We start from the raw sequence: 26,792 nt of genomic DNA on the forward strand, positions 1-26,792 counted from the left end.
CAGTTCCTCAATCAATATACTACGCTAATGAGACAATGAGGGAGCAGAGGGGCAGACGGGACAAGGGGACAACGAGAAGAACTCTTAACTCCTAACTCAAAAGTAAGCATACACCATGCCCCATGCCCAATACCCCATGCCCAATGCCCAATTCCCAATCCCTTACAAAATGAAGTATTGGCGTGAAACTATAGCTGTAACTAAGCGTATTTTAATTGAATTGTTACGCCGCAAACGCAGCTTAATTTTTTGGAGTATTTTCCCAATTTCAGTATTAATTCTCAGCGGATTCATATTAGCAGAACGAGGAAAATTATCAATCAATGTTGCTTTTGAATATACTGCACCTTCGACTTTAGCAGGTGCAGCACTATTTTTTAGTTGCTTGGGTGGTAGCGTCGCCACTGTAGTTGCAGAAAGAGAACAAAAAACTCTCAAACGCCTGTTTATTTCTCCTTTGAGTGGTACATCCTATTTTTTAGGAATTTTTCTCGCTCATAGCTGCATTGGCATTGGGCAAACACTTTTGGTTTATACTATTGCAGGCTTTTGGGGCGCTACCTTCAAAGGTTCAGTTTTTTTAGGATTCACAATTATTTTAATGTGTATTGTTGCTTACGTTGGTTTAGGTTTTATTTTAGGAACACAATTAGCACGTCGAATTGAAGATGTAAATGCTCTGGTAGCAGCTTTTGGGGTTCCTTTATTAATATTAGGAGGGGCTTTTTTACCCAGTTCATTGTTTCCGAAAACATTAACTAATATCGCCAAGTTTAACCCAATTTATCACATGAATGAAGCTTTGGTAGCAGTATCCGCAAAAGGTGATGAACTCGATAAAATTGCATCACACTTTTGGTTTTTAGTAGTGTTTGCTGTCATGATGGTTTTAGGTGGATGGTTATCTTATAGGCGAATGTTAATAGTTGAAAGAAAATTGTGATTTAGTGTGATGTAGTTTCTAAAGCTGCTACTAGCGAAAATGTTTGCCCTAACTAAATTTGGCGATGAACAGCTTGCCTTGGAGGTGTTGAGTGCCAGACAAAGCGATCGCATCGCAGTTTGCCATCGGTTTTGCCATTACAAATCTTGTGCAAGTTCTGTTAACAGTGCCAACGGTTAATGCTTCAAAGATTCAATTGCAACAGTTAATAAAATTTCGTTTTTCCTTGTTTCCATGAGCAACAAAATCATCGTTTGGCGAATTAACTAATTGTCAGGCCGGATAAATAGCCTCCAACCCAATCCACAGTCAATGTTACGCACAATCAATTGAAACTTCACTTAACTCTCACAACGTAATTATGCCAACTATCCAAACAACTGTAATTCTTGCTATGACGGCTGACGGGAAAATTAGTCCTGTAGATTCTAAAGCACCCCGTAATTCCTATCCAGTAGATCTAGAACACTTGGAGTATCAAGTCTCTCTATCCGATTTAGTTTTAATGGGAGCCGGAACGGCTCGCAATGAGGGAGTAGCCTTTACAATTGAGAATCCCGAATTGTTGGCAGCACGCCAGTTTCGGGGTCAGTCTCCCCAGCCAATTACCTGCGTTGTCACAGCTTCGCTTAATCTACCACCGGATATGGATTTTTTCCGTCAGGATATTGAGCGATGGATATTTACGACAAAGGCTGCTATTGAGCGTAGTTCTGATGCAACAACTCTACACCAACTCGCCAAATTAATCGAAGTGGGCGATACGGAATTGGATTGGGATAAAGCCTATGACTTAATGCTAGAGCAGGGTATCCGTAAAATTTTTGCTTTGGGAGGTGGCTCTTTAACAGCTTCTTTAGTTGAGGCAGGGCGAGTTGACGATTGGTGGTTGACCATTTTGCCAGTCATTTATGGAGGAGAAAGTGCGCCTACTCCCGTGGAGGGCAAGGGTTTTCTTCCCAGTGTCGCGCCTAAACTCGAACTCATTGAAACTCGTCAGGTTGGAAGTGAGTTATTCTTGCGCTACCGCACGCTCAAGTGAGAAATTATGCTGAAGATTTATTTTATATAGATCCCAAATGGGTTCTATCCACCAATACCTATTTGTTGAGGACTTACGCAATAACTTTGTGTTTTTTGTAGTAGTCTGCGGCAAGCTGCTTAATGCCCACGTTTTTTCATGATTTTGCGTAAGTCCTGTTGCTATCAAAAGCGCTCTCCTTTCAGGAGGGCGCTTTTGATTCTATTTAATTTTTAGTTGACTTGGTTAGCAATTAACCGTTGATGGAAGGAGCGGTTAGAGCAACAGGAGCAACATCAGAAGCAGCCAAGTCTAAGGGGAAGTTGTGAGCGTTACGCTCGTGCATTACTTCCATACCCAAGTTAGCGCGGTTGATGATGTCAGCCCAGGTATTGATTACACGACCTTGAGAGTCGATGATGGATTGGTTAAAGTTGAAACCGTTGAGGTTGAACGCCATTGTGCTTACACCCAAGGCGGTAAACCAGATTCCAATCACAGGCCATGCAGCTAAGAAGAAGTGCAAGGAACGGCTGTTGTTGAAGGAAGCGTATTGGAAAATCAAGCGACCGAAGTAACCGTGAGCAGCTACGATGTTGTAGGTTTCTTCTTCTTGACCGAACTTGTAGCCGTAGTTCTGAGATTCGCTTTCGGTGGTCTCACGAACTAAGGAAGAAGTTACCAAGGAACCGTGCATTGCGGAGAACAAAGAACCACCGAATACACCAGCCACACCTAACATGTGGAAGGGGTGCATCAAGATGTTGTGCTCTGCTTGGAACACGATCATGAAGTTGAAGGTTCCGGAGATACCCAAGGGCATTCCGTCAGAGAATGAACCTTGTCCGATGGGGTAGATCAAGAATACTGCGGTTGCTGCTGCTACTGGTGCAGAGAACGCTAGGCAGATCCAAGGACGCATTCCCAAGCGGTAGGAGAGTTCCCACTCACGACCTAAGTAGCAGAATACGCCAATCAAAAAGTGGAAAATTACCAATTGGTAAGGGCCGCCGTTGTACAGCCACTCATCAAGAGATGCTGCTTCCCAAATTGGGTAGAAGTGTAAACCAATGGCGTTGGAGGAAGGTACTACTGCACCTGAGATGATGTTGTTTCCGTAGAGTAAGGAACCTGCTACAGGCTCACGGATACCATCGATGTCTACTGGAGGTGCTGCGATGAAGGCGATTACGAAGCAGGCGGTGGCGGCTAGCAAGGTGGGGATCATTAATACGCCGAACCAGCCGATGTAGAGGCGGTTGTTGGTGCTGGTGATCCAGTTGCAGAACCGCTCCCATACGTTGGCGCTTTCGCGACGTTGAATGGTTGCTGTCATTGTTTTATAAGTGCGGTTGGTAATTTATGATTTCAGTAAGCAAAGTTACTTACCTATATTTACTACCTTAAGACCAAAATTAAGATTTGTAAAGAAATTTTAAATAAGTATTGATTATAAAACCGATTTGTTTCACAGATGAATCGCACTTGCAAATGCGATTCATCTGGTTGGCATTGCTAAATCTAGGGATGATTTTAACCTCACGCATTCGCTTTTAGGTGTTCCCCTAGGGTAGGCGCAAAGAATCTATCTTTAGACTTCGTCAAAAATTTTAATTCATCCCACATTTATCAACGTCATCTGGTTTTATCAACCAGGAGGCCAATCTAACTGCCGCCCTCCCAGGATATGTAGATGTAGGTGGTGGACTGTTTGGCCACCATCATCACCGCTGTTGATAACAACTCGATAACCATTTTTCAGCCCAGCTTCTTGGGCAACGCGTTTGGCAGTTAATAAAAGATGCCCCAACACTGCATGATCTTGAGATTCCGCATCAGCTAGTGTAGCAATAGGTTTTTTGGGAATCACGAGGATATGAGTAGGCGCTTGGGGGTGGATGTCTTTAAATGCCAACGCCAAATCGTCTTCGTAAACAATATCAGCGGGAATTTCCCGACGAATAATTTTACTGAAAATAGTTTCTGTATTTTCACTCATGGCAATATACCGACTCATCTGCTAAAGATTTTAAAGGTTTAGTGCCATGCGAAGAAATGCTTATAAGAGTGTGCAGTCAATCAAGTTTGAGCATCATTTGAGGAATAGGTTATTCTCCTTAACACAAGAATTAACACAAAAAAATACTTCTTCATGTGATAAGGTCTTCCATAGCTCAAATTAGTCTTGCCCCAAATTGGAGATATTTATTTTTAATATCTCAATCAATTCTAAATAGAATTTTGATAATTGAAACTTAAATATTGCGTATATTAATATATGGCGGTTGCAAATCTGTTCAGGTACGTATTCAAAGCTGGTGAGCTAGGCAAAAAAGATTTGCTTTTACCTCATTTGCTTAGGAAACGCCTATATATACTTCGGAGATAGACATGAAAGAGTCAAAATATTATTTTGTGTTTTTTACGGTAATTACAATTAGCATCTTTACCCGTTTATTTTTATTGCAAAATCAAAGTCTTTGGTTTGATGAAGGCTGGAGCCTAACTTTATCTGATGCAACAAGCTTGCAAGAAAATTTTTATAAAATTGTAAATCGAGAAGCTGGTGATAAATACCAAGTGCTTTACTACTTACTATTGTTTTATTGGCGTTCATTTTTTGGGGAAAGTGAATTTGCCATTAGATCGCTCTCAGCTTTGTTTGGAGTGGCTTCAGTAATTATAATGTATTTTACTTGCCTAAGTGTTTATGGCAAAAAACACGCATTCTGGTCGTCCTTAATTTTAGCAGTCAGTTCTTTTAGTGTATTTTATAGCCAAGATGCCAGACCTTACTCATTATTAATATTTATAGTTTCACTTCAAATATATTTTTTTAGTAATTCACTCAAGGATGACGAAAATAATAAGATTATTTCACAAGTCTTTTTTGGGATTTTTACTGCTATAGCCAGTTTTGGCAGTGTCTTAACACTAATGTTTACCTCCGCCCTTTATATATCTCATGCTATTGTTTATAGAAACTTTAAAGAATGGCTGAAATGGTTGATACCTTCAGTAATTTTTTCCTCACCAATGATTTGGTTTTATTTATCTTCACCTGCTGCATCCGATCCAACAGGTACAGCAGTAACTCGTACTGGATTACCCATAATTCTGAATATTATGTTTGTCGTCTACGGTATATTAGTCGGGACATCTTATGGGCCGCCACTTGAGGACTTACGCGGTGATAATAAAATAAATATTTTACTTAACTACTGGCCTCATTTCCTAATCTTTTTTATTGTCATTACTGTAATTTTTATAGCTTTAGGTAAGAGATTGTTAAGGCACTCAAAGAGAAACAAATATCAGCGTGCTGACTATTTATTTGCATTGATTTTGATCACATCATTTTCATTGAATTTGGTGTTTGCTCTAGTTACTAAAATTAATTGGCTACCGCGTCATTCTTTTTATTTATGTGTTCCATTTTTCATTTTGATCCCGTCAGCATTTTTGCATAACTACCAAGCTATAAGTAAAGTTGATATACTATCTAAGTTTGCCAAAATAGCTACTGTTTGTTTGGTAATTATGAATATTTATTCCAACTTTAATTACTATTTAGATCCAATATATGGAAAAGATGACTATCGCTCAGCTGTTCAGTATTTAGTAAAAAATCGAGATGCATCTGCAAGATCTGTATTAATGTTGGGACAGAATAGATTATTCAAGTATTATGGCGACTCATCGACTTTATATCTACCACCATATATTCTCGAAAAAACAAACGGAAAAAATTTAGCAGAAAAAATTAAGACAGCTACCAATAATGCAAAAACAGTTTTTATGCTAATTAATCGCGAGTTTTACTGGAAATTTAAGGATACTTTTAAAGGTGAAATGAGTGAGTTATATAATTTAGAAAACGAGCAAAGTTGGCGCTATATTAAAATGTATAAATTTGTCAGCAATAAATAAATTGTGAAATCCTAAATATCTAGATATCAACGTAACTAGTTCGTGAGGATGAGGAATAGGTAATGAAGAAGAAAAATCTCTAAATTACGATTTACCTGACATTGTGTTGTAATTAATAAAATGGGAATAATTTAAAATTAATGTAAATTAGCAATTTACATTAAGCTAACTTGAGGCCAGATAAAAACTAAGATTTTGTAATCGAGGTGACTAAAACATTCACAGGTAAATCCCCAATCATTATTGCACATCGAGGCGCTAGTGGCTATCGACCAGAACATACTCTAGCTGCTTATGAATTAGCGATCGCACTAGGGGCAGACTATATTGAACCAGATTTAGTTTCCACAAAAGACGGTGTTTTAATTGCACGTCACGAAAATGAAATTTCTGAAACTACTGATGTTGCTAAACATGCAGAATTTGCTCACCGTCAAACCAGCAAAATAATTGATGGAGAATCAAAAACAGGTTGGTTTACCGAAGACTTTACCCTTGCAGAACTGAAAACACTACGGGCGAAAGAACGAATTCCCCAACTGCGTCCACAAAATATTTTTTATGATGGATTGTTTGAAATTCCCACATTCCAAGAAATCATCGATTTAGTCAAAAATAAAAGCGTCGAAATTAATCGTCAGATCGGAATTTATCCAGAAACTAAGCACCCAACTTATTTTAAATCTATTGGGTTACCCTTAGAAAAACCCCTATTAGCAAGTTTAACCACAAACGGTTATCAGGGAGCTAATGCACGTGTTTTCATTCAGTCTTTTGAAGTGAGTAATTTGCAATATTTATCTACACAAACTGATTTGCCTTTGGTGCAATTGCTGAATAATGATGGTAAACCTTATGATTTTGTAGTTACTGGCAATGGTAGTACCTATGCAGATTTAATAACGACTTCAGGTTTAGAAGAAATTGCTAAATATGCACAGGCGATCGGAATTCATAAAAATTTGTTAGTTTCTAGAGACAGCACTGGTAAATTGCTCTCACCAACATCTTTAATTATCAATGCTCATGCATCTGATTTATTAGTTCATGCTTGGACTTTCCGCAATGAAGACCACTTTTTACCATTGGATTTTCAAGGAAATCCCCAAGGAGAATATGAGCTATTTTTAAAATTAGGTATTGATGGCGTATTTAGCGACTATCCAGATACCGCTTATGCTGTGAATGAAAACCTTGGGTTTAAGTTTTGTTCTCACTCTCCACTCCCGCCTTCTGATCCTTAAAAAGCGATCGCATTGGTCACAATTGCGAGAAACTAAAAGCAGATCTGTTAGGAAAGGAGAGCCGAATGAGCTGGACTAAAGTTCTTGCTGTCGAAGCACTGTCGCCAGGTGCGCGACAAGTGGTAAAAGTTGGTAACCGAAAAATCCTACTTTTAAATCACGAAAATCAGCTTTATGCCGTAGATAACATTTGCCCCCACTTAAAATTGCCGATGAAAAGCGCAAAAATCACTGAAGATAAGGCGATTGTTTGTTCTTTCCATCGCAGTAGTTTTGACCTAAGTACTGGTGAGGTAAAACAATGGTGTCCCTGGCCACCTGGTGTAAGTAAAGTATTCTCGTTGGTTTCACAGCAAAAAACACTACCAGTTTTTCCAATTCGTGTGGAAGAAGGTAGTATCTGGATTGATGTGCAGGAAGAATAAGTAGAAGGGAATGGGGGCTGGGGAGATGGGGAAGTGTAGGGGGCAAACACAGGAAGCATGAAAGACAACTGACAAATGCCCCATGCCCCATGCCCCATAACCAATTTACTCTCGCCGTTGTTGATAATCTTCGGAAGACATGGGATCTAACTCCCAACGGCGATCGTCACGTTCCTCTAAAATATCGTTGGTACGCAGGAAGGCTAAATCGTCCATTTCCAGTCCCACTGCTGCTTCTATATCTTCGGTGACATTTTGATCGGGAGTTGCAACAGTACCGCCAACAGCTTCATCTCCAACTGCATCTGCATCCTGCCAATAAGCATCAACATCGCCACCAGTGAGTTCGGGGCTAGTTTCTGTGTACTCGCGTCTTTCATCTCGCAGCGATCGCCCACCAATATTGTATCCTGGCAAGTCTTTCACACCAGTACCGTAAGATTCTGTAATTTCTTGCGGCAAATCATCAGTTTTTATCTCGTCATTGTGATTTTTTTCTGCCATATTAGTAGCTATTTTCTGCACTTTTACAATAACGTTTTCTCCCTAAAAACTTGTCTTACTAAAGATGTATAGCTTTAGTCGTAAAATAATCTATCCCCTTAGTACGAAGCTAAACTAGCGATCGCGGCGTAAATTGGAAATATCAATTCATGGTCAAGCAACTTGTAGTTGAAGTTTTTAGTTATGAGTTGGGAGTTATCAAAGCGAAATTATTCGATAGTCAACTTCTCGCTCGTAACTATTTTTTATTAGCCAAAAAAGAGAATTTAATTTAACCATTTTGATGTTCTTAACTACCTGAATGCTCAACAATAATACATTCAATTAATGATTTTGCACAGCGGAGGTAGCAAAGTGGAATACAACGAATTTATTACACATGTACAAACCTTGGCTCAATCAGATTCTCGCGAAGAAGCAGAACGCGCTACCCGTGCCACATTAGAAACTCTTAAAGAACGGATAGCTAATGATGAGGCAGAAGAATTAGCTGCAAACTTACCTCAACAACTAGGTGATTATTTGCGAGGACAAAAATTAAATGGCGATCATTCTTTCAACTTGCAAGAATTTATTTTCCGGGCAAGTCAAAAAGAAAATATAGAACCCACTACAACTGCGATTCATGTCCGGGCTGTATTTGCAGTGTTGCAAAACGCTATCAACCCACAAACATTTGCTGCTTTTCACGCCCATTTGTCTCACGATTATGAAGAATTGTTTGCTACTTCACCAACAGGCGAAGTACCTGCATAGCGGACAATTTAAACAAACATCATATAAGGGATAAATCCTAGTTGTTTAATTGTTCTTCTGACTGAAAATACTAGCTAGTTAAATACTAGAAATCAACAGGTGATACCATACTATGACTCTAAATAACAATCATTTTAGTAAGAAAAAAGTTGCTATTCTCATTGAACATGGAGTAGAAGATGTAGAATTTTCAGTTCCTTATAATGGGCTAAAACAAGCCGGAATGGACGTAGTAGTCCTTGGTTCCCGGATGAATGAAAAATACAAGGGTAAACGCGGTAAACTCAGCGTCCAAGCTGATGGTACAACAACAGAAGCGATCGCAGCCGAATTCGATGCAGTCATAATTCCTGGCGGTATGGCTCCCGATAGAATGCGACGCAACCCCAACACAGTACGCTTTGTACAAGAAGCTGTACAACAAGGAAAATTAGTTGCTGCGGTTTGCCACGGGCCACAAGTTTTGATTGAAGGCGACTTAATTAAAGGTAAAAAAGTTACTGGTTTTAGTGCTATTAGCAAAGACATCACTAACGCAGGTGCAAATTATTTAGATGAACCTTTAATAGTAGATGGAAATTTAATTACATCTCGTGAACCTGGAGACTTGGCAATTTTCACCACAGCCATTTTGAGCCGATTGGGTTATGGTGGCAAAGATGCTGCACTGCCAAATGAAAAAGATACAACTGCCCAATGGTGGAAACTAGCTGATGCTTGGAATGGCTCAACAAAAAGTGAAATCGGCAGAGGCTTAAATACTGCCCTTGCAGGAGAACGTTATTCCCTGGAAGCTTTAGAAAAATACGCAGAAAAAGAATCTGATGCCGAAATCAAATTAGTTTTTCAAGATATGATTGCCAACAAACAACGTCATATTGAAAAGCTCGAAACATATCTTCAAGCACTAGGTGAAAAGCCCTCTTTAGGTGCAAATATCGCTAATCAGTATGCCAAAGTTAAAAGTGCCCTAACAGGAAGTGACGACATTTATCAATTACGTTCTGCTTTGGGAGATGTGCAAACAGGTATTGGGGATATTGGCAATTTGTGTGCAATGTACACTGACCCAGTAGCAACTGCTATTTTTAAAGAAATTTACCAGGATTTATTGAAATACGAACAGCGACTACTGGAGTTGTATCGGGCGCGAACAGCCTCTCAAATTCAACCTCCCAAACCAACTACCGGCGCTGCTGTATCGATGTAAATAATCATTAGTAGAGAAGCATAGCAGTACTTCCCTACAAAAACAGACTTTCTTCAAATCTCGTTTCTCGGAACAATCTGGAAATGCAGACATGGAGGCTTGGCCTCTTCAAAGAAAGACAACTCGAACAAAATCGTTCTCAAATATTGAATGGCAAATACTCATTCAATTTTGTGAATTTTACCCCAACATAAATGTAATTGAGGATTTTTATGAATCGACTGAATTCTTGGCTAAAAAATATTCGTATCCGTCAGATGATTGTAGTCTTTCTGGTAGGATTTATGTTTTTACTCGGTCAAGCTTTTAGCTACGGTAATATAGCACAAGCTGATGCGATCACTCCAGAAGGCACTTATTATAAAGGTGTACCAGAGGGTCAAGGTGACATTAGAAACGATAACCAAATCGGAAACACCCAAAACAAGCTAAAAAGCGCTGTTGATAATGTCCGCCAAAAGTTAAATTTGGATGAAGAAACTCCACGAGCTACAAAAGAGTTTTTTGATTCTACAAAAAACAAAGCCGCAGATAAAACTAGCCGATTACAGAGAGATACACAAGGCTATTACCAATATTCTCCTAACACACCAGTTAGAGGCGCAGACTAGAATTTTAGCAAGTCTTGAGTCTAATTTTTGATTCACATATCGATGCTGATTTGATTGTGTGAACAAATTATCTATACCTTAGGTAAAGGCAGAGTAGGCAATAGGCAATTTTATATTGTCTATTGCCTACTTAATAAATTCACAAATTAGATACAAACACCATAGATTATTCAAGGGAGAAAATATGGCTGATAAAACCGTTACAAAAATAGACTCTGCTTATTCTCCTAAAGGTCAACTAGGCCAAAAATATCTGGCATCTGGCAAAACTATTTCCATGCGTTTGTGGGAAAATGAGCAACCAAATGAACCTAAAGAGCCAACTGCACGGGAATATGAAACTGTTGGTTATGTAATCAATGGTCGTGCAGAATTACACATTGAAGGACAAAATATCTTACTAGAACCGGGGAGTTCTTGGGTAGTACCAAAAGGAGCTAGCCACACATACAAAATTTTAGAACCATTCACTGCTGTTGAGGCAACAAGCCCCCCTGCTCAAGTTCACGGACGAGATGAAAATTAGAAATTGAAAATCAAACTTTGGATAAACAGGCGTTGCTGAATTGCGGGATGAATTCAAATGTAGAGATGTTACAATTAATTCAACGTTTCTACAATGATTTTGATATAAGACAAAATCATTACATTAAATCAGCAACAACGATAAACACAGATGAGAAATTATTTGTGTTTTTTATATGTATCTATAGTTTTAAATTTTGGGAAATTATGTCACATTTTTATCAAACTAGAGGCTGATGAATATCAAAGATTTACTTAGTTTCCTAGATAAGAGAAGCAACACAAATATGGAATAAAACTTTGGCAATAATTTGATTTTGTGTTTCTACTATCTGCAATGAAAAAGGAATCCAAATGTTTTATCACACCAAGAAACTACAGTACTTTAAGCCACCAGAAAAACCAGATGCAGTCTACGCAATGAAAATTTAAGAACTCATTGGCGGGACTTTTGGTGAAATGACTGTGATGATGCAGTACCTGTTTCAAGGCTGGAATTGTCGAGGGCCTGCCAAGTACCGGGATATGTTGCTAGATGTTGGTACTGAGGAAATCGGCCACATTGAGATGCTGGCTACAATGATTGCCCATCTTTTAGACAAAGCGCCGCTCAAAATGCAAGAAGAAAGTGTAAAAGATGCGGTTGTGGGTGCAGTGATGGGTGGTAGTAATCCACGAGATGCGATTATGGCGGCGGCCATGAACCCCCAACATGCTATTGTTTCTGGTTTGGGTGCTACACCATCTGATAGCGTTGGCTATCCTTGGAATGCTCGCTTTATTGTTTCCAGTGGTAACCTGTTGGCAGACTTTCGCTCTAATCTCCACGCAGAAAGTCAAGGACGTTTGCAGGCAATACGACTATATGAAATGACTAACGATCCTGGTGTGAAAGACACCTTGAGCTTCATGATCGCCCGCGATACGATGCATCAAAACCTGTGGTTAGCAGCCATTGAAGATTTAGAAAGTTCTGGACTAGAAAAGACTCCAGTTCCTAGTTCCTTCCCATTAGACTTGGAGAAACGCGAGTTTTCCTATCAGTTCTGGAATCATTCTGAAGGAACTGAAAGCGCTGAAGGTCGCTGGGCGAAAGGCCAATCAATAGATGGCAAAGGTGAATTCCAGTATGTGGCAAATCCCCAACCACTGGGGCCAGAACCACAACCACCCCAACCCGATCTGCGACTACATGGTACGCCGAAAGTTGGAGAGACAGAGGGCAATGGTTCTGGTGTACCTTCAGTAACTGGACGCACAACTATTGGCGGCTAATTTTGGTAAGGGAATTTATAAGGATATATTGAGAACCCCGTGCATTTTATCTCAGTGAGTATCATTATTTATTCCCGTAATACAGCGTTTTGCAAGTATATGAGGTACACCCCTCGCAAAGGCATCGGGGAAGGTGCACGATAGCGGGGGTGGGGTGTTTCTGTACCTCATTTACCTGAAATCTGCTGTATTTTCTCTCCTCAATTCTCCCGTAAAGGAGGATTGGGGTAAATTCCCTAGAACTGAAGTTGATTTAGGTTACTGTAAAAACCTACAATTCAATCTGACTTTCTGAATTGAGAATTGCGTAGCTTGCTTCCGGCTTTGCAGGTATAGCTTGAGTTAATTAGGGTTGATATTGCTCCTATGACCATTACTAACCATACCTAAGACATTCATCCGGTAAGTCTTTAGATGTTCTAAAGTTCGTTTTATCATTGATGAGTCCGTTTTGTCAATTCTTACCACTAGCAATATGCCATCAGTATGGGGTGCTAGCAGGCTAACATCAGCTAGTTCCAATACAGGGGGAGCGTCATAAATCACTAAGTCAAAGGTATGATGGAAATCTATCATTAATCGCTTCATCTTTTCAGATGAAAGTAGCTTTGTCGGATCGGACGGTATGGCGCCAGCAGTGATTACAGATAGTCCATTCATTGAGGGTAGCTGTCGGATCGCCTCATTCATCAGTACATTTGTTGAGATTAAATCACTTAATCCCCATGAGTTATTTAAATTTGATAAGTTGTGAATGTTGGGTTGGCGTAAATCAGCATCTACAAGTAGTACTCGTTGCCCCATTTCTGTAGCTACTTGAGCTAGATGGAAGGCCATAGTGGATTTCCCATCACCATCCATAGCTGAAGTAATAATTAGAGAACTAATAGAGCGATCGCCACTCAGCAATTGAACATTTGTATAAAGCACCCGCAAAGCTTCTAAAAATTTTGCCTGATAGCTACTACAATCTTTTTTTCTGATAACACCTAAGCCAGAAATACTTTTAAAAATAGGACTTGGCATTTTTATGATGGCAACTTTCCCGGTAGTTGTGTAGCTTTGAGCGCTTGCGATTTGTTTTTCAAATGGAATATTTCCTAACAACGGCAATTTAACTTCTTCTTTGAGCGCCTGAATGCTATGGTAGGTCTTATCAAGCTTTTCCAGCAGTAAGGCTACGCCAATTCCTAAGGCTATACTTCCAAGCACTCCTGGTATTAAATAACGTTTGACGCTTGAATCAGAAATAGGAAACTTCGGCTGGCTTGGTTCTTCAAGTAACTGCCAACCAAGTTCTGTTTGAGATATCTGTATTTGAAGATTTTCGCGAGTGGACAAAAAACGATTCAGACTCTCAGTTGCCACCTGTAACTTTCGCTGTAGTTCAGTGTATTGTCGTGCCAAAATTGGCCATTGCTTCCGTTGTAGTTCAAGTTTCTGCTCTACTTTAGCAAGCTCTTGGCTTTGCACTTCTAAAGTTTGAACCTGAGTCGTTACTTCTGCTATTTTTGTACTCAGAAAACGTTGTGCTTCCTTATTTAGCAATGGGAATAACATTGCTCGTTTCTGCTTCAATGTTTGGAGAGTTGGGTTACTATCTTGTAAACGAGTTGACTCTGTAGCAATTTGAACGTCTAGTTGCTGTAATTGAGCCAACAACTGTTGATACAAACCAGCATCCTTGAGTGTTGCCACCTTACCGTCTTTCTCCTGTAGGAAAGATAGATTGGCACGAGCCTCTGCCAATTGCCGATTGACTGTTTGTCGTTCCTCAGACAAGCTATTGATGCGAGTCACGACTTGTTCAGACTGGACATCTGGGTCAACAAAGTCATACTTTTGCCGGAACGTTTGCAGCTCTTTCTGAAGCTGATCGACTCGATTTTGGATAGATGGCAGCTGTCTTTCTACAAACTGAATTCCTTGGCGTAACTTAGTTTGTCGTCTTTCCCGGCTATAATCTAGATAATCCTCAGCAACTTGGTCGAGTACAATTTTAACTTGCTTTGGATCGTGGCTCCGATAACGAACTTCTATAATCTTAGTTTCACCAAACCGAGAAATTGTTAAATCTGCAATCAGCGAACTGTAGCTAATATCTGGATAGGTAGTTTGTAAGTGCTTTACAATCTGTCCCATTAATTCAGGACTTTTGAGAACCTCAATTTGACTTTGATAATCTAAACCAGATTTGCTTGCATTAGGATCTTTGACAATATCCACTACTTTGGAATCATCATTTACAGGTTCCACTAATAGGCGAAAATTACCTTCATATACTGGTAACTCTCTGTTTAGTATCAAGTTGGCAAAAACAACTGTCGTTAAAGTAATAGTTACCCCTGCAATGACTAGCGCTCGTCGCCGTATAACACTCAGAATTTGTGCGAAACTCGAATCATTTGCTTCCTCTGGTGACCACGGTAAAGGTTGAGACTGAAGAAATGGCGGTACAGAGTTCATATTCTGGCCATAACTTGACGATTCAGAAGAATGATTCTCCATCTATTTAAAAATACTTAATTAATTTATTTACGCTACCAAAAATGTATGTAATAGCTTCGGTACTTCTCAGTTAACGGAGCAAGTACACAAAGGTTTATTCTTAGCTGCCAAACTCGCAAACTCGTTAGTATAATGCATCATCAAAGGGAGGCATAAATCAAGATTTTGTTAATTTGTAAATATCAATGCAGCATTTAGGTTAATTTTGACCCTCTATTATGGTATCGCTTACTTAGTTTCAACTGTTATAATTTTACAATTTTTACCTGTCTCAGATTCTAGCTGAGTAAGCAACAAGGAGAAAATCTTTGTTTCTAAGTATACATTTTTTTAGTTCCATATCATAGCTGAACTCAAAATCAATCTGCAATTAGGTCAAAATATTGTTTAGATCGAGCAGATGATAAGTCTTTTACATTAATTGTAGCCAAAGTAATTTAAATATCAGTGGGTGAGTTGCCAATTATTATTTTCAAAACTATTACGATATTTTAGTGGAGTAAAATTTAATACTATTTTAATTTTAGATACTACTTTTGTGCCCAAAAAAATTGATACATATGTTACTAGTAACATTACGAAAATGACTAACCTAGACTGAAATAAATATACAAATTTTTATGTACCAAAATTTGCTTACAAAAGACTAACTAGTTTATGAAGCTTTTGTTTACGTGCATTGCCAAAAAAATAAATTTTTTGTAAAGTGTCTCAGTAAATTTGAAACATTTTTTTGTCATGGTATTCTTGTAACAAGTTACATGTAAAATATAGTATTGAATCCCAAACAATAGCCAATATTTATATGTAAAAAATATTGCTTGTTTGAGTCTCCATTAAGTAAACCAAAATACCTTAAAGCCAATGACCATAGACTTTCTATTTTTTAGACTAAATCAGTACATAATAGCTTTTAGAGTTATCTAGAGATCAAGTAAAGTTGCTTAGAAGCCTGTAAAAAGTGTTATTGTAGAGTGATATTACACGTCTAATATGACGGTAGCCATTTAGACTTTTGCTTTTTGTTGTGTTCCTATGTTCCCAAAAGACCGTGTATACAAGTTAAACGAGTATATATTAATAGACATATTTAAGCGGTTAAAATTAGCACCGCGGTTCTTGTATATATGTTTATATATTTATATATGTGCGTTTCTGAAGAGACTATTATGTATACTCGCAAATTAATCATCTTACTTTAGGCAAATTGAAAATATTTCTTAATATTAAGATAACTTTTGGTGTTTGATTAATGGCTTGAGCAGTTCAGTAGTGTATTGAATAAGATTTCTACAATAGGATACAAGTGATGAGACTCAATAAATGGATTAATCAAAAATTTTTGCAATCCATTTCTACACGGATAGATGTAAAAAATGATTATTCTCTAAAAAGCCAGCAATCTATCAAATTGTCTGTGATCACACAGTTTTTTCCACCAGACTATGCTCCCACAGGACAGTTGATTGAGGAACTGGTGAAACAATTGGGGCAGCAAGGAGTTGATATTGAAGTTTTTACAAGTCAGCCAGGATATGCGTTTGACTCTCATACAGCTGCTTTACCAGTTGAACGTATGGGTAGAATCCGAGTTCAACGATCGCGCACAGCCCAACTTTGGCCGGGACGAATTCGCGGCAAAGCTGTCAATGGAATCTTATACACCTTACGTGCTGCGCTCTATTTACTCAGAGCTTGGCGGCGCAGCAATGTATTGTTGGTAACTACGGCTCCACCATTTTTGCCAGTCATCGGATATCTGGCTCATATGCTGTTTAGAATCCCCTATGTTTGCATTCTGTATGACCTTTATCCCGATATTGCGATCGCTTTGGGAGTGATCTCAAAGCATAATTGGATAGCAAGGTTATGGCGTGCTATTAACAGACAAGTTTGGCTAAACGCTAAGGGAATTGTGGTTCTTAGTCCAGCCATGAAACAGCAAGTACTAGCAAACTGCCCGCAAGTAGCCGATAAAATTTCAGTAATCCACAGTTGGGCGAACCCGGAATTGATTGTGCCAATTCCGAAGCAAGAAAATTGGTTTGCGTTGGAGCATAAGCTAGTAGACAAATTTACCGTACTCTACTCTGGGAATATGGGACGCTGCCATGATATGGCAACTATGCTTGAAGCTGCTCAAGAACTACAAGATGAGCCAATTCAATTTGTCTGTATTGGTGGTGGAGCCAAACGCGATGAATTGATTCAACAAGTGAATGAATTAGGACTCTTGAATTTTACATTTTTGCCATATCAAGACAAGCAGGTACTTCCTTATTCATTAACAGCTTGCGATCTCTCACTAGTGAGTGTGGATGCATCCACCGAGAGTTTAGTCGTTCCTAGCAAGCTTTACTCAGCTTTAGCATCGGGACGACCAATAGCGGTGATTTGTTCGGAGTATTCATACTTGAGAGAACTGGTTGCTGAAGCTGAGTGCGGTGGCACATTTGACAACGGAGATAGTCATGCTTTAGCTCAATTTATTCGCTTACTCAGTCGCGATCGGCAATTGGGAGAGCGTATGGGCAAAGCAGGCCGTCAATACTTGCGTTCGCATTTCACACCCAAGATTATCTCTCAACAATACCTTGATGTTTTGCAGCAAGCAATCTTATCTGATGATGCGATCGCTATGTCTCAAAGCCATACAAAATAGTTATTTGCGAAATAATCGAAACAGATTGGTGTAGGCTCAAAATCCCTTTAGCCTCATACCAATCCTCAAAAATGCAGAGTACAAATTATTTTCCTTTGTCCTTTGCTTGTGCCTCTGCACCAGTGAAATCCTATTAGCAGAGTCAGTCAACACTCACAAATTGATAGTAAGATTTATTATCATCTTTTGAGTTTGGCAGTACTTTCTCAATCTTGAAACACTGCCACAATAGGCAAACAAAATACAAAATACTGTTTCACCATAGACATTTACCTTTTTATTTAAGCTAGACCGACACCTTGCTTAAATAAAAACTTTTGTATCTTGAATAAAATTTAATTTTTGGAGGATTGTATTTAATGCGTAATTGAACTGAAAAATAATTCTCATAATAGACCAATACTAACAGTTAGCAGTTAGGCTTATAGATGATAAGTATTTTATCAGTCTTACTTATTTGTATGATTAGAATCGCACAAGTAATGCAAAAAATAGTTTTGTGTTTCGATTGTAATGAGTTTCATTAAGATAATATGAAGTCGCCAGAGTATGTTATGCTCTAAGACAGATTGACAGTGATAAATAATCACTTATTAAAAAAATAGGCAATATTATTGTCTAATAACAAGGTGAAACTTGTTGCTACATTACAAGAAACAAATTCACGATTTAATAATCTTTTTAAATCAGCTGACTTTAATTAAATAGTAATTAGTTTTTAACTTTAGGAGATGAGCTTTGATGGTCTTTTCGATCTCAGTTCCTCCAACGTAACCTTCCAGAATTTGTTGTTTATTTAATCAAGTGGGAGGCCGAATTGCAGAGAAGGTGTGACCGAAATCGGAAACGTTCAAAACGGCGAGCTATCTACTGTCCAAATCATGGCTGCTGCCTAGAAAGCAGGAGTCAAAAATATCAATTGTTTGCCCATCGAGCAGGACAATTACAACAGCGAGGTATGAGCCGCCGCAGTGCATTGATGCTTGTAGCCAACCAAACCACAGTTTCCTTGGAGGGAGAATGGTTGGAGGCCTTTTGGTGCGACCAGTGCCAGCAGACAAAGTGGTATCACATTTGTAAGTCCGACGAACACACCTATAAAGTTTCTCTAGCGCCACAAGAACTTTGGCAACAGGTAACAGGAGCGATCGATCCCCAGGGAAACCCTTCCGTGGGAGAATTCACTCGTAGGCAGGCAAAGGTGCTAAATTATCGCAGCATCCGAGATTTTCAGTTGGTCACTTAACGCTCAAAAGCGTGGTCTTTAATTAATATTATGAATAGTAAAAGAATTACGTCAAAGCCAGAGTTAATAATTGAAGCTGGACAAACAGAGCAGCAATATTGGAAAGACCTATGGCGCTATCGAGAGCTATTTTATTTTCTGTCCTGGCGTGATATTTTAGTACGCTACAAGCAAACAGCCATTGGTATGCTTTGGGCACTGATTCGACCATTTTTAACGATGGTCGTCTTTAGCGTAATCTTTGGAAACTTGGCGAAATTACCTTCAGAAGGCACAGCACCCTATCCAATACTGGTATTTGCCGCCTTGTTACCTTGGCAATTTTTTGCCAGTGCCCTAAGTGAGTGTAGTAACAGCCTAATTAGCAATGCTAACTTGATTTCTAAAGTTTACTTTCCCCGCCTGATTGTGCCTGCTAGTTCGGTGATTGTTAGCTTTGTGGACTTCCTCATTTCTGGGATGATCCTTTTAGGGTTAATGGCTTGGTATAATTTTGTTCCCAGTTGGCGGATATTATCCTTACCGTTATTTGTTGCCATTGCCTTTGCTGCTTCATTAGGGGTGGGGCTATGGTTGGCAGCTTTAAATGTGGAATATCGAGACTTCCGTTATATTGTGCCCTTTATTGTGCAGTTTGGTCTATACATTTCGCCCGTAGGTTTTAGTAGCAGTATTGTGCCAGAGCAATGGCGTTTGCTTTACTATTTAAACCCAATGGTAGGCGTGATTGATGGCTTTCGCTGGGCTATTTTAGGGGGAGAGTCCAAACTTTATTGGGCTGGATTCACGCTATCTTTAGGACTAGTTGCTCTGTTGCTGGTAAGTAGCATTTGGTACTTCCGCAAAGTGGAACGGACATTTGCTGACGTAATTTAGCAAGGATCTGTGCAGATGTCTGAGAACATCATTAGTGTAGAAAATTTAAGCAAAAAATATATCATCGCTCACCAGCAGGAAGGAAGAAGTCGCTACAAAGCGCTGAGGGATGTAATTGCTGATGGTGCTAAATCTTTTGCCAAGGCATTTATTAAACCTAGTGGCAAAAAAATCCCCAACCCAGCGCGGGAAGAATTTTGGGCTTTAAAAGATATTTCCTTTGAGATTCAACAAGGTGAAGCCATTGGTGTGATTGGACGCAATGGCGCCGGTAAATCTACTTTATTAAAAGTTCTCAGCCGAATTACCGAACCCACGAGGGGACGTATCGCCATCAAAGGGCGGGTGGCGAGTTTATTAGAAGTAGGGACAGGATTTCACCCAGAATTAACGGGACGCGAGAACATTTATCTCAACGGTTCCGTTTTGGGAATGAGTAAAGCCGAAATTAAAAAGAAATTTGATGAAATAGTAGCCTTTGCTGAGGTGGAAAAGTTTTTAGATACCCCAGTCAAGCGCTATTCTTCAGGAATGTACGTGCGGCTTGCTTTTTCTGTTGCAGCCCATTTAGAGCCAGAGATTTTAATTGTCGATGAAGTTTTGGCTGTGGGGGATTCAGCATTTCAGAAAAAGTGCTTGGGGAAAATGGGTGATGTTGCCACCAAAGAAGGACGAACAGTTTTATTTGTAAGTCATAGTATGCAAGCGATCGCCCAACTCACCAAACGTTGCATACTACTTTCTAAGGGTAGCGTTCAGTTTGATGGTGATACTGGCAAAGCAGTGCAGTTATACATGGCTGGGGAAAAAGATGATTCTGTATCCCAAGCTTATTACCAAGCTCCTACCAACAAAAGTGGTAATTATGTAGCTTGGGCAAGGGCACACACCTCTGAAGGGCAAGGAATTCACTGTTGGGGAGAACCGATTACCTTTGAGTTTGCCCTACATGTAAGTGAACCTCATGAAAGTCTGCGTTTTTCCTTTCAGATAGTCAATTTTTTACAACAAGGGATTTGTATATTCTGGCTTTTCAACTCTGATGCTCCCTTTTGTCGAGAGCCGGGAATATTTATTCTGCGATGTGAGATTCCCAAATTGAGACTGTATATGGGTTCATACACCTTAACGACATGGTTTTCCAACCGTCGTAGCGATACTCTGCTAGAAAACTTGAGAGAAATTTGCCCGTTTGAAGTGACTATGCACAACTTCGAGCGTGTAGATTATCAATGGCAAGCTGATGAGTGTACTTATTTAGAAGATGCTATTTGGCAAACAGTGGAAAAGCATTAATTTGAAGGCAGATTAAATAATGGCTGTAAAAAATGATGTTAAATTAGGCACAAACGTCAAGATTTTTCATCCCGATCTTGTAAACCTCTACGGTTGCGTTATCGGCGATGATACGAAAATAGGGGCATTTGTTGAAATTCAGCAAGATGTCACCATTGGAAGTCGGTGTAAGATTTCATCCCACAGTTTTTTATGTGAAGGCGTTGTCCTAGAAGATGAAGTATTTATTGGTCATGGAGTCATGTTTACTAATGACCTTTATCCCCGTGCAACCAATGAAGATGGTAGTTTAAAAACAGCTGATGACTGGTATACAATCAAAACTTTAGTGAAGCGCTGTGCATCTATTGGTAGTAACGCTACCATCCTGCCGGGGGTAACTATTGGTGAAAAAGCCATCGTCGGTTCTGGAGCCACAGTAACTCGCGATGTTCCTGATTATGCAATTGTAGTTGGAGTCCCTGCTCGTGTTATAGGGGATGTGCGCGATGGCCTACGCCCCGCCGTAGGCGATGGCCAAAACTTGCAAATTTCAGCTACTAGTTTATGAGATTTTTGCTTATGTCCTGTTTGAACAATTTTAGTTTTGGACATTGGCTAAATTTTTAGCGAATTATTAAGCCTTGCAAAAATAAAGCTTTTTAGACCAAATAGAAAATAAATTACAATCCAACTATCAATTATTGCCTCTGTGGCAGTAGTTGATAGTGCTTCAAAAATAAATTCTGATTAATTAAAAGCAACAAGAAACATGATAAATATCGGTGTCATCGGCTATGGTTATTGGGGGCCGAATTTAGTAAGAAATTTTGTCGAAATGCCAGGAGTTCAGGTAAAAACAGTCAGCGATTTTAAACCAGAACTACTAGCAAAAGTGCAAGCTCGATATCCTATTATCCAAGTTACTCAAGATTGTCGAGATATATTTACAGATCCTAAAATTGACGCTGTAGCCATTGCCACACCAGTTTCAACTCACTTTGAATTAGCTTTAGCTGCATTGCAGGCTGGCAAACACGTGCTAGTCGAGAAGCCAATGACAACTACCTCCGAACAAGCAAAGCGGCTGATTGAAGAGGCAGAAAAACGTAACCTAGTGTTAATGGTGGATCACACCTTTGTTTACACCGGTGCTGTACGCAAAATGCACGATTTGATTGCCACTAATTCTCTGGGTGACATTTACTACTATGATTCTGTACGCGTCAACCTGGGACTTTTTCAGCATGACGTGAATGTCATTTGGGATTTGGCAGTCCACGATTTATCTATTATGAACTATGTATTGCCATCCCAGCCTTATGCTGTCTCGGCCACAGGCGTTAGCCACGTTCCTGGAGAACCGGAAAATCTCGCCTACTTGACCTTATTCTTTGAAAAAAATCTCATCGCTCACATAAATGTCAATTGGTTAGCGCCAGTGAAAATCCGCCGCACATTGATTGGTGGTAGTCAACGGATGATTGTTTACGATGACTTAGAACCGAGTGAGAAACTCAAAATTTACGACAAGGGTATTACAGTCAACGGCAATGCTGAAAGCGTCTACCAGATGATGATTGGTTATCGCACAGGAGATATGTGGTCGCCCAAGTTGGATATGACAGAGGCACTCAAGACAGAAGGATTACACTTCATTGATTGTATTCAAAAAGGCGATCGCCCCCTGACTGATGGAGAAGCAGGACTGCGAGTAGTCAGAATTCTCGAAGCTGCAACCCAGTCTCTCAAAAAACAAGGCCAATTAATTGAACTGAATGTGGCAGAGGTAGCAGCATGATTCCATTTGTAGATTTAAAAGCTCAGTATTTAAGTATTAAAGACGAAATTGATACAGCCGTCTTAAAAGTCCTGGAAAGCACCCAATTCGTTTTGGGCAATGAAGTCAAAGCATTAGAAAAAGAATTTGCAGATTACTGCAACGCAGATTATGGCATTGCTGTCAATACAGGTACTAGTGCCCTGCATTTAGCATTATTAGCAGCAGGCATCGGCGCTGGAGACGAAGTAATTACCGTACCTTTCACCTTCGTAGCGACCACAGCAGCAATTTGTTACACCGGAGCCACACCCGTTTTCGTAGATATCGATCCTGTTTCCTACACAATCGATGTCAACCAAATTGAAAAAGCCATAACTGAGCGAACAAAAGCCATTCTGCCCGTACATTTATACGGTCAACCAGCAGACATGGAGCCAATTTTAGATATTGCTCGCCGTTATGGTTTGACTGTTATTGAAGATGCAGCCCAAGCTCACGGCGCCGAGTACAAAGGCCAACGTATCGGTAGTATTGGTGATATTGGTTGTTTTAGTTTTTACCCTGGTAAAAATTTAGGGGCTTACGGTGAGGGAGGTATGGCAGTCACTAAAAATCCCGAATATGCGCGGATTATGGGAATGCTGCGCGACTGGGGTCAAGAACGCAGGTATCACCACATTCTCAAAGGTTATAACTATCGCATGGATGGCATCCAGGGAGCGATTTTGCGGGTGAAGTTACGCTACATCGAAGCCTGGACAGAAGCCAGAAGAAGTCACGCAGCATACTACGACCAACTGTTGGCAGACTCTGGTGTTAGCACACCTACTGTGATGCCTTACAGCCGCCACGTTTACCATGTTTATGCAGTGCGATCGCCACAAAGAGACGCCCTGCAACAAAGCCTCCAAGAGTTGGAAATTCAAACAGGCATTCATTACCCAATTCCAGTTCATCTCCAGCAAGCGTATGCTGAATTGGGTTATAAAGCTGGAGATTTTCCCCACTCAGAAGCGGCAGCCAAAGAAGTATTATCTCTGCCGATGTATGCAGAACTAAGCAAAGAGTCACAAACTCAAGTTGCCAAAGCAGTAATTAGCTTTACATAACCCAGGAGTTCAATGTCCGATCCAGGTAAGACTAAGATAGTCAAAGCTGTCCACGGCTTACAAGCTCAAAAGCTAGACCCTGACTTTGAAATTCAACTAGCAGAATATTTACGCACTCAGTACGAACAAAAACCATTAATCGAATTATACGCCCGCTTTGCTACAAGTGACGGCGACTTTGATGGGCTAATGCGACGAGCCATTTGGCGGGCGGTAGCACGCAAATTTGGTCATAACGTTCGTATTGGTAATGGTGTAGGCTTTAAACATCTCGAAACCTTTGAGATTGGGAACCAGGTATTTATTGGTTCCCAAAGCTACGTTCAGGGAAGATTCGATGGTACTTGCATCATTGGTAACCACGTTTGGATTGGGCCGCAGAGTTATTTTGATGCTCGCGATTTAATTATTGAAGATTATGTGGGATGGGGGCCGGGTGCAAAAGTACTAGGTTCGGCACATACTGGCTTGCCGATTGATGTGCCAATTATCCAAACCGATTTAGAAATTAAATCGGTAAAAGTGGAAACAGGGGCTGATATTGGTATGAATGCAGTAATTCTGCCAGGTGTGACCATTGGCAAAGGCAGTATCGTTGGTGCTGGGGCTGTTGTTACTAAAGATGTACCGCCATTTGCGATCGTAGCTGGTGTGCCTGCTAAATTTTTACGCTGGCGGGAAGGATATGAAACATTAAAGGAAGAATATGCAAAATAAGCGAATTTTAATCACAGGTGGTGCAGGTTTAGTTGGCTCCCATATTGCCGATTTACTGGTAAAAGAGGGAGTCTCGGAAATTATTATCCTAGATAACTTCACTCGTGGACAATTGAAAAACCTTGCTTGGGCAAAGGAACACGGCCCTTTGGTAATTGTCGAAGGTGATATCCGGGATCAAAAACTCCTGAGTGAAGTCATGGAAGGTGTAGATATAGTCTTTCATCAAGCAGCAATCCGAATTACCCAATGTGCCGAAGAACCGCGTCTAGCTTTGGAAGTGTTAGCAGATGGTACTTTCAATGTGTTAGAAGCAGCAGTCAAAACTGGGGTAAAAAAGGTAGTCGCTGCGTCATCAGCTTCAATATACGGTATGGCAGAGGAGTTCCCAACAACCGAATCTCATCACGCCTACAATAACCGTACTCTCTACGGTGCGGCAAAGGTCTTTAACGAAGGTTTATTACGCAGTTTCTATGATATGTATGGGCTGGACTATGTAGCATTACGGTATTTCAATGTCTACGGCCCGCGTATGGATATTTACGGCGTATACACTGAAGTACTGATTCGCTGGATGGAGCGCATCGCTAAAGGTCAGCCACCACTGATTTTCGGTGATGGCAAACAGACAATGGACTTTGTGTATATCGAAGACATTGCCAGAGCAAATATCTTGGCTGCTAAAGCTGATGTCACTGATGAGGTGTTTAATATTGCCAGTAATGTGGAAACCAGCTTGAACGACCTAGCCTATAGTTTGGCTAAAGTGATGGGTTCAGATTTGCAGCCAGAATATGGTCCAGAACGCAAAGTCAACCCTGTGGCACGCCGACTTGCTGATGTGAGTAAAGCACAGGAGCTTTTGGGTTTTAAAGCGCAGGTATCTTTAGAAGAAGGATTAGAAAGATTAGTTAGTTGGTGGCATTCTCAAAAGCAGACAGAGGAAAACTTAAGTAAAAAATAATTACTAGTAAGTTATGCTAAACAACAATATTTCACAACCAGTAAGTAATCCAGGCTACGTTACTACGCCAACTCTGAGTACATTTAATAAAGAGCTTGTTACAGAAATAAAATCGTGGCGTCAGATCGACATCTGCCCTGCGTGCCAGATGCGGTCTGTTACGAAGTTCGCAACAATACGGCATATGCCATATAGCCGCTGTCGCGCCTGTGGTTTTAGATTTGCAAATCCAGTTCCTTCAGACAAAGTTCTTAGTGCCTTCTATAACAGCCCTTTCTACTGTAATTACAGGCAGCTTGAAGAAAAGCAAATAGCCCAAGGAAATCATTTCAGCATCAGCATTGGTACTGATACAATGCACCATCTCGCAACTTGGTTGGGAAACGACAAATCGCTCAAAATTCTGGATTATGGCTGTGGTCCAGGAACCTTTGTGTCACTTTTGCGTGACAAGTTCAACTTTTTGAATGTTGAAGGTCTCGAACTGAACCGCCAAAGTGTAGTAATTGCTAAGCGTAATTACGATTTGACGATCGCCTTATCACCTGAGGAGCTACAGCATCAGTTATATGACTGTGTAACACTCCTTGAGGTAATCGAGCACCTTCCGGAACCAGATATTTTCTTCAAGCAGATTGCAAGTCTTGTTAAACCTGGTGGATGCATACTGATTGCTACGCCCGCTGTTGATAACCTACTTGGTCTTTTCTTTCCCTGGTATGCCGATGCACCTTACACGGCACCATGCCATATCAGTTTGTTTACGAAGAAGGCACTTATTTGTCTGCTGTCACGCTTTGGCTTCAATATAGAACGTATCGAAATACAACAGTCTTGGGGAGTAATGGAAAAACTTTTTGCAAGCCTAGTGTATGAACTAGATTTCTTAAGTCCGCGCCATGATGATGACTTCAATGACCTATTGTATACACCAAATGCACTAGGTCGGTTACTTGGGCTTCAGCCGCAACGATCTCTGCCTTCCAATCTGTTTTTTCGGACTTTAAGGCGTATTGATGGTTTGCTTGCTCGTATTGCCAAACGTTTGCCAAGCGTACCTATGAATGGTCATATGTATGTGCTTGCGCGTAGACATTCGTGACGGCTTAGCTTTAGGCAGTAAAAAAGTTAGAACATTGTTCGGTTTTAAAAATTCGAGCTAATCATAGATTGTGTTCAAAGAAATAGCTATTTTAACTATTAAG

25 protein-coding genes and 1 pseudogene are annotated in these 26,792 nt (G+C 40.1%); 22 read left to right on the forward strand and 4 right to left on the reverse strand.

All coding sequences use genetic code 11. From position 1 onward, the window contains the following. The first annotated feature begins 169 nt into the window (after nt 1-169). From H6H03_RS13445 to H6H03_RS13455, 3 genes are all read left to right on the forward strand, one after another. The gene (locus H6H03_RS13445; RefSeq protein WP_190955725.1) at nt 170-943 is read left to right on the forward strand and encodes an ABC transporter permease; all 774 of its coding nucleotides are present in this window, start codon (nt 170-172) and stop codon (nt 941-943) included. A 39-nt stretch (nt 944-982) separates the two neighbouring features. After that, nucleotides 983-1,123: a hypothetical protein gene (locus H6H03_RS13450; RefSeq protein WP_190955594.1), complete on the forward strand. Its 141-nt coding sequence runs from the start codon at nt 983-985 to the stop codon at nt 1,121-1,123. Nucleotides 1,124-1,304: 181 nt separating this feature from the next. Then, nucleotides 1,305-1,985: a RibD family protein gene (locus tag H6H03_RS13455; RefSeq protein ID WP_190955595.1), complete on the forward strand. Its 681-nt coding sequence runs from the start codon at nt 1,305-1,307 to the stop codon at nt 1,983-1,985. A gap of 232 nt (nt 1,986-2,217) precedes the next feature. Here the strand turns inward: H6H03_RS13455 and psbA are convergent, their stop codons facing one another. Next, nucleotides 2,218-3,300: a photosystem II q(b) protein gene (gene psbA / locus H6H03_RS13460; protein WP_190955596.1), complete on the reverse strand. Its 1,083-nt coding sequence runs from the start codon at nt 3,298-3,300 to the stop codon at nt 2,218-2,220. A gap of 312 nt (nt 3,301-3,612) precedes the next feature. Further along, nucleotides 3,613-3,963 carry a histidine triad nucleotide-binding protein gene (locus tag H6H03_RS13465; RefSeq protein WP_190955597.1) on the reverse strand — a complete coding sequence of 117 codons (351 nt, stop codon included), beginning with the start codon at nt 3,961-3,963 and terminating at the stop codon, nt 3,613-3,615. A 392-nt stretch (nt 3,964-4,355) separates the two neighbouring features. Between H6H03_RS13465 and H6H03_RS13470 the strand changes: the two genes are divergently transcribed. The 3 genes from H6H03_RS13470 (at nt 4,356) to H6H03_RS13480 (ending at nt 7,563) form a co-directional block, all read left to right on the forward strand. Then, a complete protein-coding gene (locus H6H03_RS13470) occupies nt 4,356-5,894 on the forward strand; it encodes a glycosyltransferase family 39 protein (RefSeq protein ID WP_190955598.1) in 1,539 nt (512 codons plus the stop codon). A gap of 206 nt (nt 5,895-6,100) precedes the next feature. Further along, nucleotides 6,101-7,138: a glycerophosphodiester phosphodiesterase gene (locus H6H03_RS13475; protein WP_190955599.1), complete on the forward strand. Its 1,038-nt coding sequence runs from the start codon at nt 6,101-6,103 to the stop codon at nt 7,136-7,138. A 65-nt stretch (nt 7,139-7,203) separates the two neighbouring features. After that, nucleotides 7,204-7,563, forward strand: coding sequence for a Rieske (2Fe-2S) protein (locus tag H6H03_RS13480; protein WP_190955600.1), 360 nt, complete (start codon nt 7,204-7,206; stop codon nt 7,561-7,563). Between the two features lie 105 nt (nt 7,564-7,668). On the opposite strand, the gene H6H03_RS13485 is transcribed toward H6H03_RS13480, so the two are convergent. Beyond that, complete coding sequence (locus tag H6H03_RS13485) at nt 7,669-8,067, reverse strand: DUF6335 family protein (RefSeq protein ID WP_190955601.1); 399 nt, start codon at nt 8,065-8,067, stop codon at nt 7,669-7,671. A gap of 149 nt (nt 8,068-8,216) precedes the next feature. Here H6H03_RS13485 and H6H03_RS41280 point away from each other — a divergent pair, with 149 nt between their 5' ends. The 6 genes and pseudogenes from H6H03_RS41280 (at nt 8,217) to H6H03_RS13510 (ending at nt 12,444) form a co-directional block, all read left to right on the forward strand. Then, a complete protein-coding gene (locus tag H6H03_RS41280) occupies nt 8,217-8,342 on the forward strand; it encodes a hypothetical protein (RefSeq protein ID WP_277926121.1) in 126 nt (41 codons plus the stop codon). 79 nt (nt 8,343-8,421) lie between these two features. Next, nucleotides 8,422-8,823, forward strand: coding sequence for a DUF2267 domain-containing protein (locus H6H03_RS13490; RefSeq protein ID WP_190955602.1), 402 nt, complete (start codon nt 8,422-8,424; stop codon nt 8,821-8,823). 112 nt (nt 8,824-8,935) lie between these two features. Continuing rightward, nucleotides 8,936-10,033 carry a DJ-1/PfpI/YhbO family deglycase/protease gene (locus H6H03_RS13495; protein ID WP_190955603.1) on the forward strand — a complete coding sequence of 366 codons (1,098 nt, stop codon included), beginning with the start codon at nt 8,936-8,938 and terminating at the stop codon, nt 10,031-10,033. A 212-nt stretch (nt 10,034-10,245) separates the two neighbouring features. Then, nucleotides 10,246-10,644, forward strand: a complete 399-nt coding sequence (locus H6H03_RS13500; protein ID WP_190955604.1) for a hypothetical protein — start codon at nt 10,246-10,248, stop codon at nt 10,642-10,644. A gap of 184 nt (nt 10,645-10,828) precedes the next feature. After that, entirely contained in the window at nt 10,829-11,170 is a 342-nt protein-coding gene (locus H6H03_RS13505; RefSeq protein WP_190955605.1) for a cupin domain-containing protein, read from the forward strand. A gap of 353 nt (nt 11,171-11,523) precedes the next feature. Next, a pseudogene (locus H6H03_RS13510) lies at nt 11,524-12,444 on the forward strand (manganese catalase family protein). Nucleotides 12,445-12,786: 342 nt separating this feature from the next. Here the strand turns inward: H6H03_RS13510 and H6H03_RS13515 are convergent. Next, nucleotides 12,787-14,952, reverse strand: a complete 2,166-nt coding sequence (locus H6H03_RS13515) for a GumC family protein (protein WP_190955606.1) — start codon at nt 14,950-14,952, stop codon at nt 12,787-12,789. A gap of 1,309 nt (nt 14,953-16,261) precedes the next feature. Between H6H03_RS13515 and H6H03_RS13520 the strand changes: the two genes are divergently transcribed. The 10 genes from H6H03_RS13520 (at nt 16,262) to H6H03_RS13565 (ending at nt 26,689) form a co-directional block, all read left to right on the forward strand. Next, nucleotides 16,262-17,614 carry a glycosyltransferase family 4 protein gene (locus H6H03_RS13520; protein WP_190955607.1) on the forward strand — a complete coding sequence of 451 codons (1,353 nt, stop codon included), beginning with the start codon at nt 16,262-16,264 and terminating at the stop codon, nt 17,612-17,614. An 817-nt stretch (nt 17,615-18,431) separates the two neighbouring features. Next, nucleotides 18,432-18,860 (forward strand): hypothetical protein, encoded by a 429-nt coding sequence (locus H6H03_RS13525; protein ID WP_190955608.1) that lies wholly within the window; start codon nt 18,432-18,434, stop codon nt 18,858-18,860. Between the two features lie 30 nt (nt 18,861-18,890). Beyond that, on the forward strand, nt 18,891-19,736 hold the full coding sequence (locus tag H6H03_RS13530; protein ID WP_190955609.1) for an ABC transporter permease: 846 nt from the start codon (nt 18,891-18,893) through the stop codon (nt 19,734-19,736). A gap of 15 nt (nt 19,737-19,751) precedes the next feature. Beyond that, nucleotides 19,752-21,032, forward strand: coding sequence for an ABC transporter ATP-binding protein (locus tag H6H03_RS13535; RefSeq protein WP_190955610.1), 1,281 nt, complete (start codon nt 19,752-19,754; stop codon nt 21,030-21,032). A gap of 19 nt (nt 21,033-21,051) precedes the next feature. Next, nucleotides 21,052-21,582, forward strand: coding sequence for an acyltransferase (locus H6H03_RS13540; protein WP_190955611.1), 531 nt, complete (start codon nt 21,052-21,054; stop codon nt 21,580-21,582). A 201-nt stretch (nt 21,583-21,783) separates the two neighbouring features. After that, complete coding sequence (locus tag H6H03_RS13545; protein ID WP_190955612.1) at nt 21,784-22,812, forward strand: Gfo/Idh/MocA family protein; 1,029 nt, start codon at nt 21,784-21,786, stop codon at nt 22,810-22,812. Next, on the forward strand, nt 22,809-23,903 hold the full coding sequence (locus H6H03_RS13550; protein WP_190955613.1) for a DegT/DnrJ/EryC1/StrS family aminotransferase: 1,095 nt from the start codon (nt 22,809-22,811) through the stop codon (nt 23,901-23,903). Before H6H03_RS13545 ends, H6H03_RS13550 begins: the two co-directional genes overlap by 4 nt. Before the next feature lie 12 nt (nt 23,904-23,915). Beyond that, nucleotides 23,916-24,620, forward strand: a complete 705-nt coding sequence (locus H6H03_RS13555) for an acyltransferase (protein WP_190955614.1) — start codon at nt 23,916-23,918, stop codon at nt 24,618-24,620. Next, entirely contained in the window at nt 24,610-25,587 is a 978-nt protein-coding gene (locus H6H03_RS13560) for an NAD-dependent epimerase/dehydratase family protein (protein ID WP_190955615.1), read from the forward strand. Before H6H03_RS13555 ends, H6H03_RS13560 begins: the two co-directional genes overlap by 11 nt. 13 nt (nt 25,588-25,600) lie before the next feature. Beyond that, a complete protein-coding gene (locus H6H03_RS13565) occupies nt 25,601-26,689 on the forward strand; it encodes a class I SAM-dependent methyltransferase (protein WP_190955616.1) in 1,089 nt (362 codons plus the stop codon). Nucleotides 26,690-26,792: the final 103 nt, after the last annotated feature.

The organism is Nostoc paludosum FACHB-159, from assembly GCF_014698835.1.
Lineage (GTDB): Bacteria > Cyanobacteriota > Cyanobacteriia > Cyanobacteriales > Nostocaceae > Nostoc > Nostoc paludosum.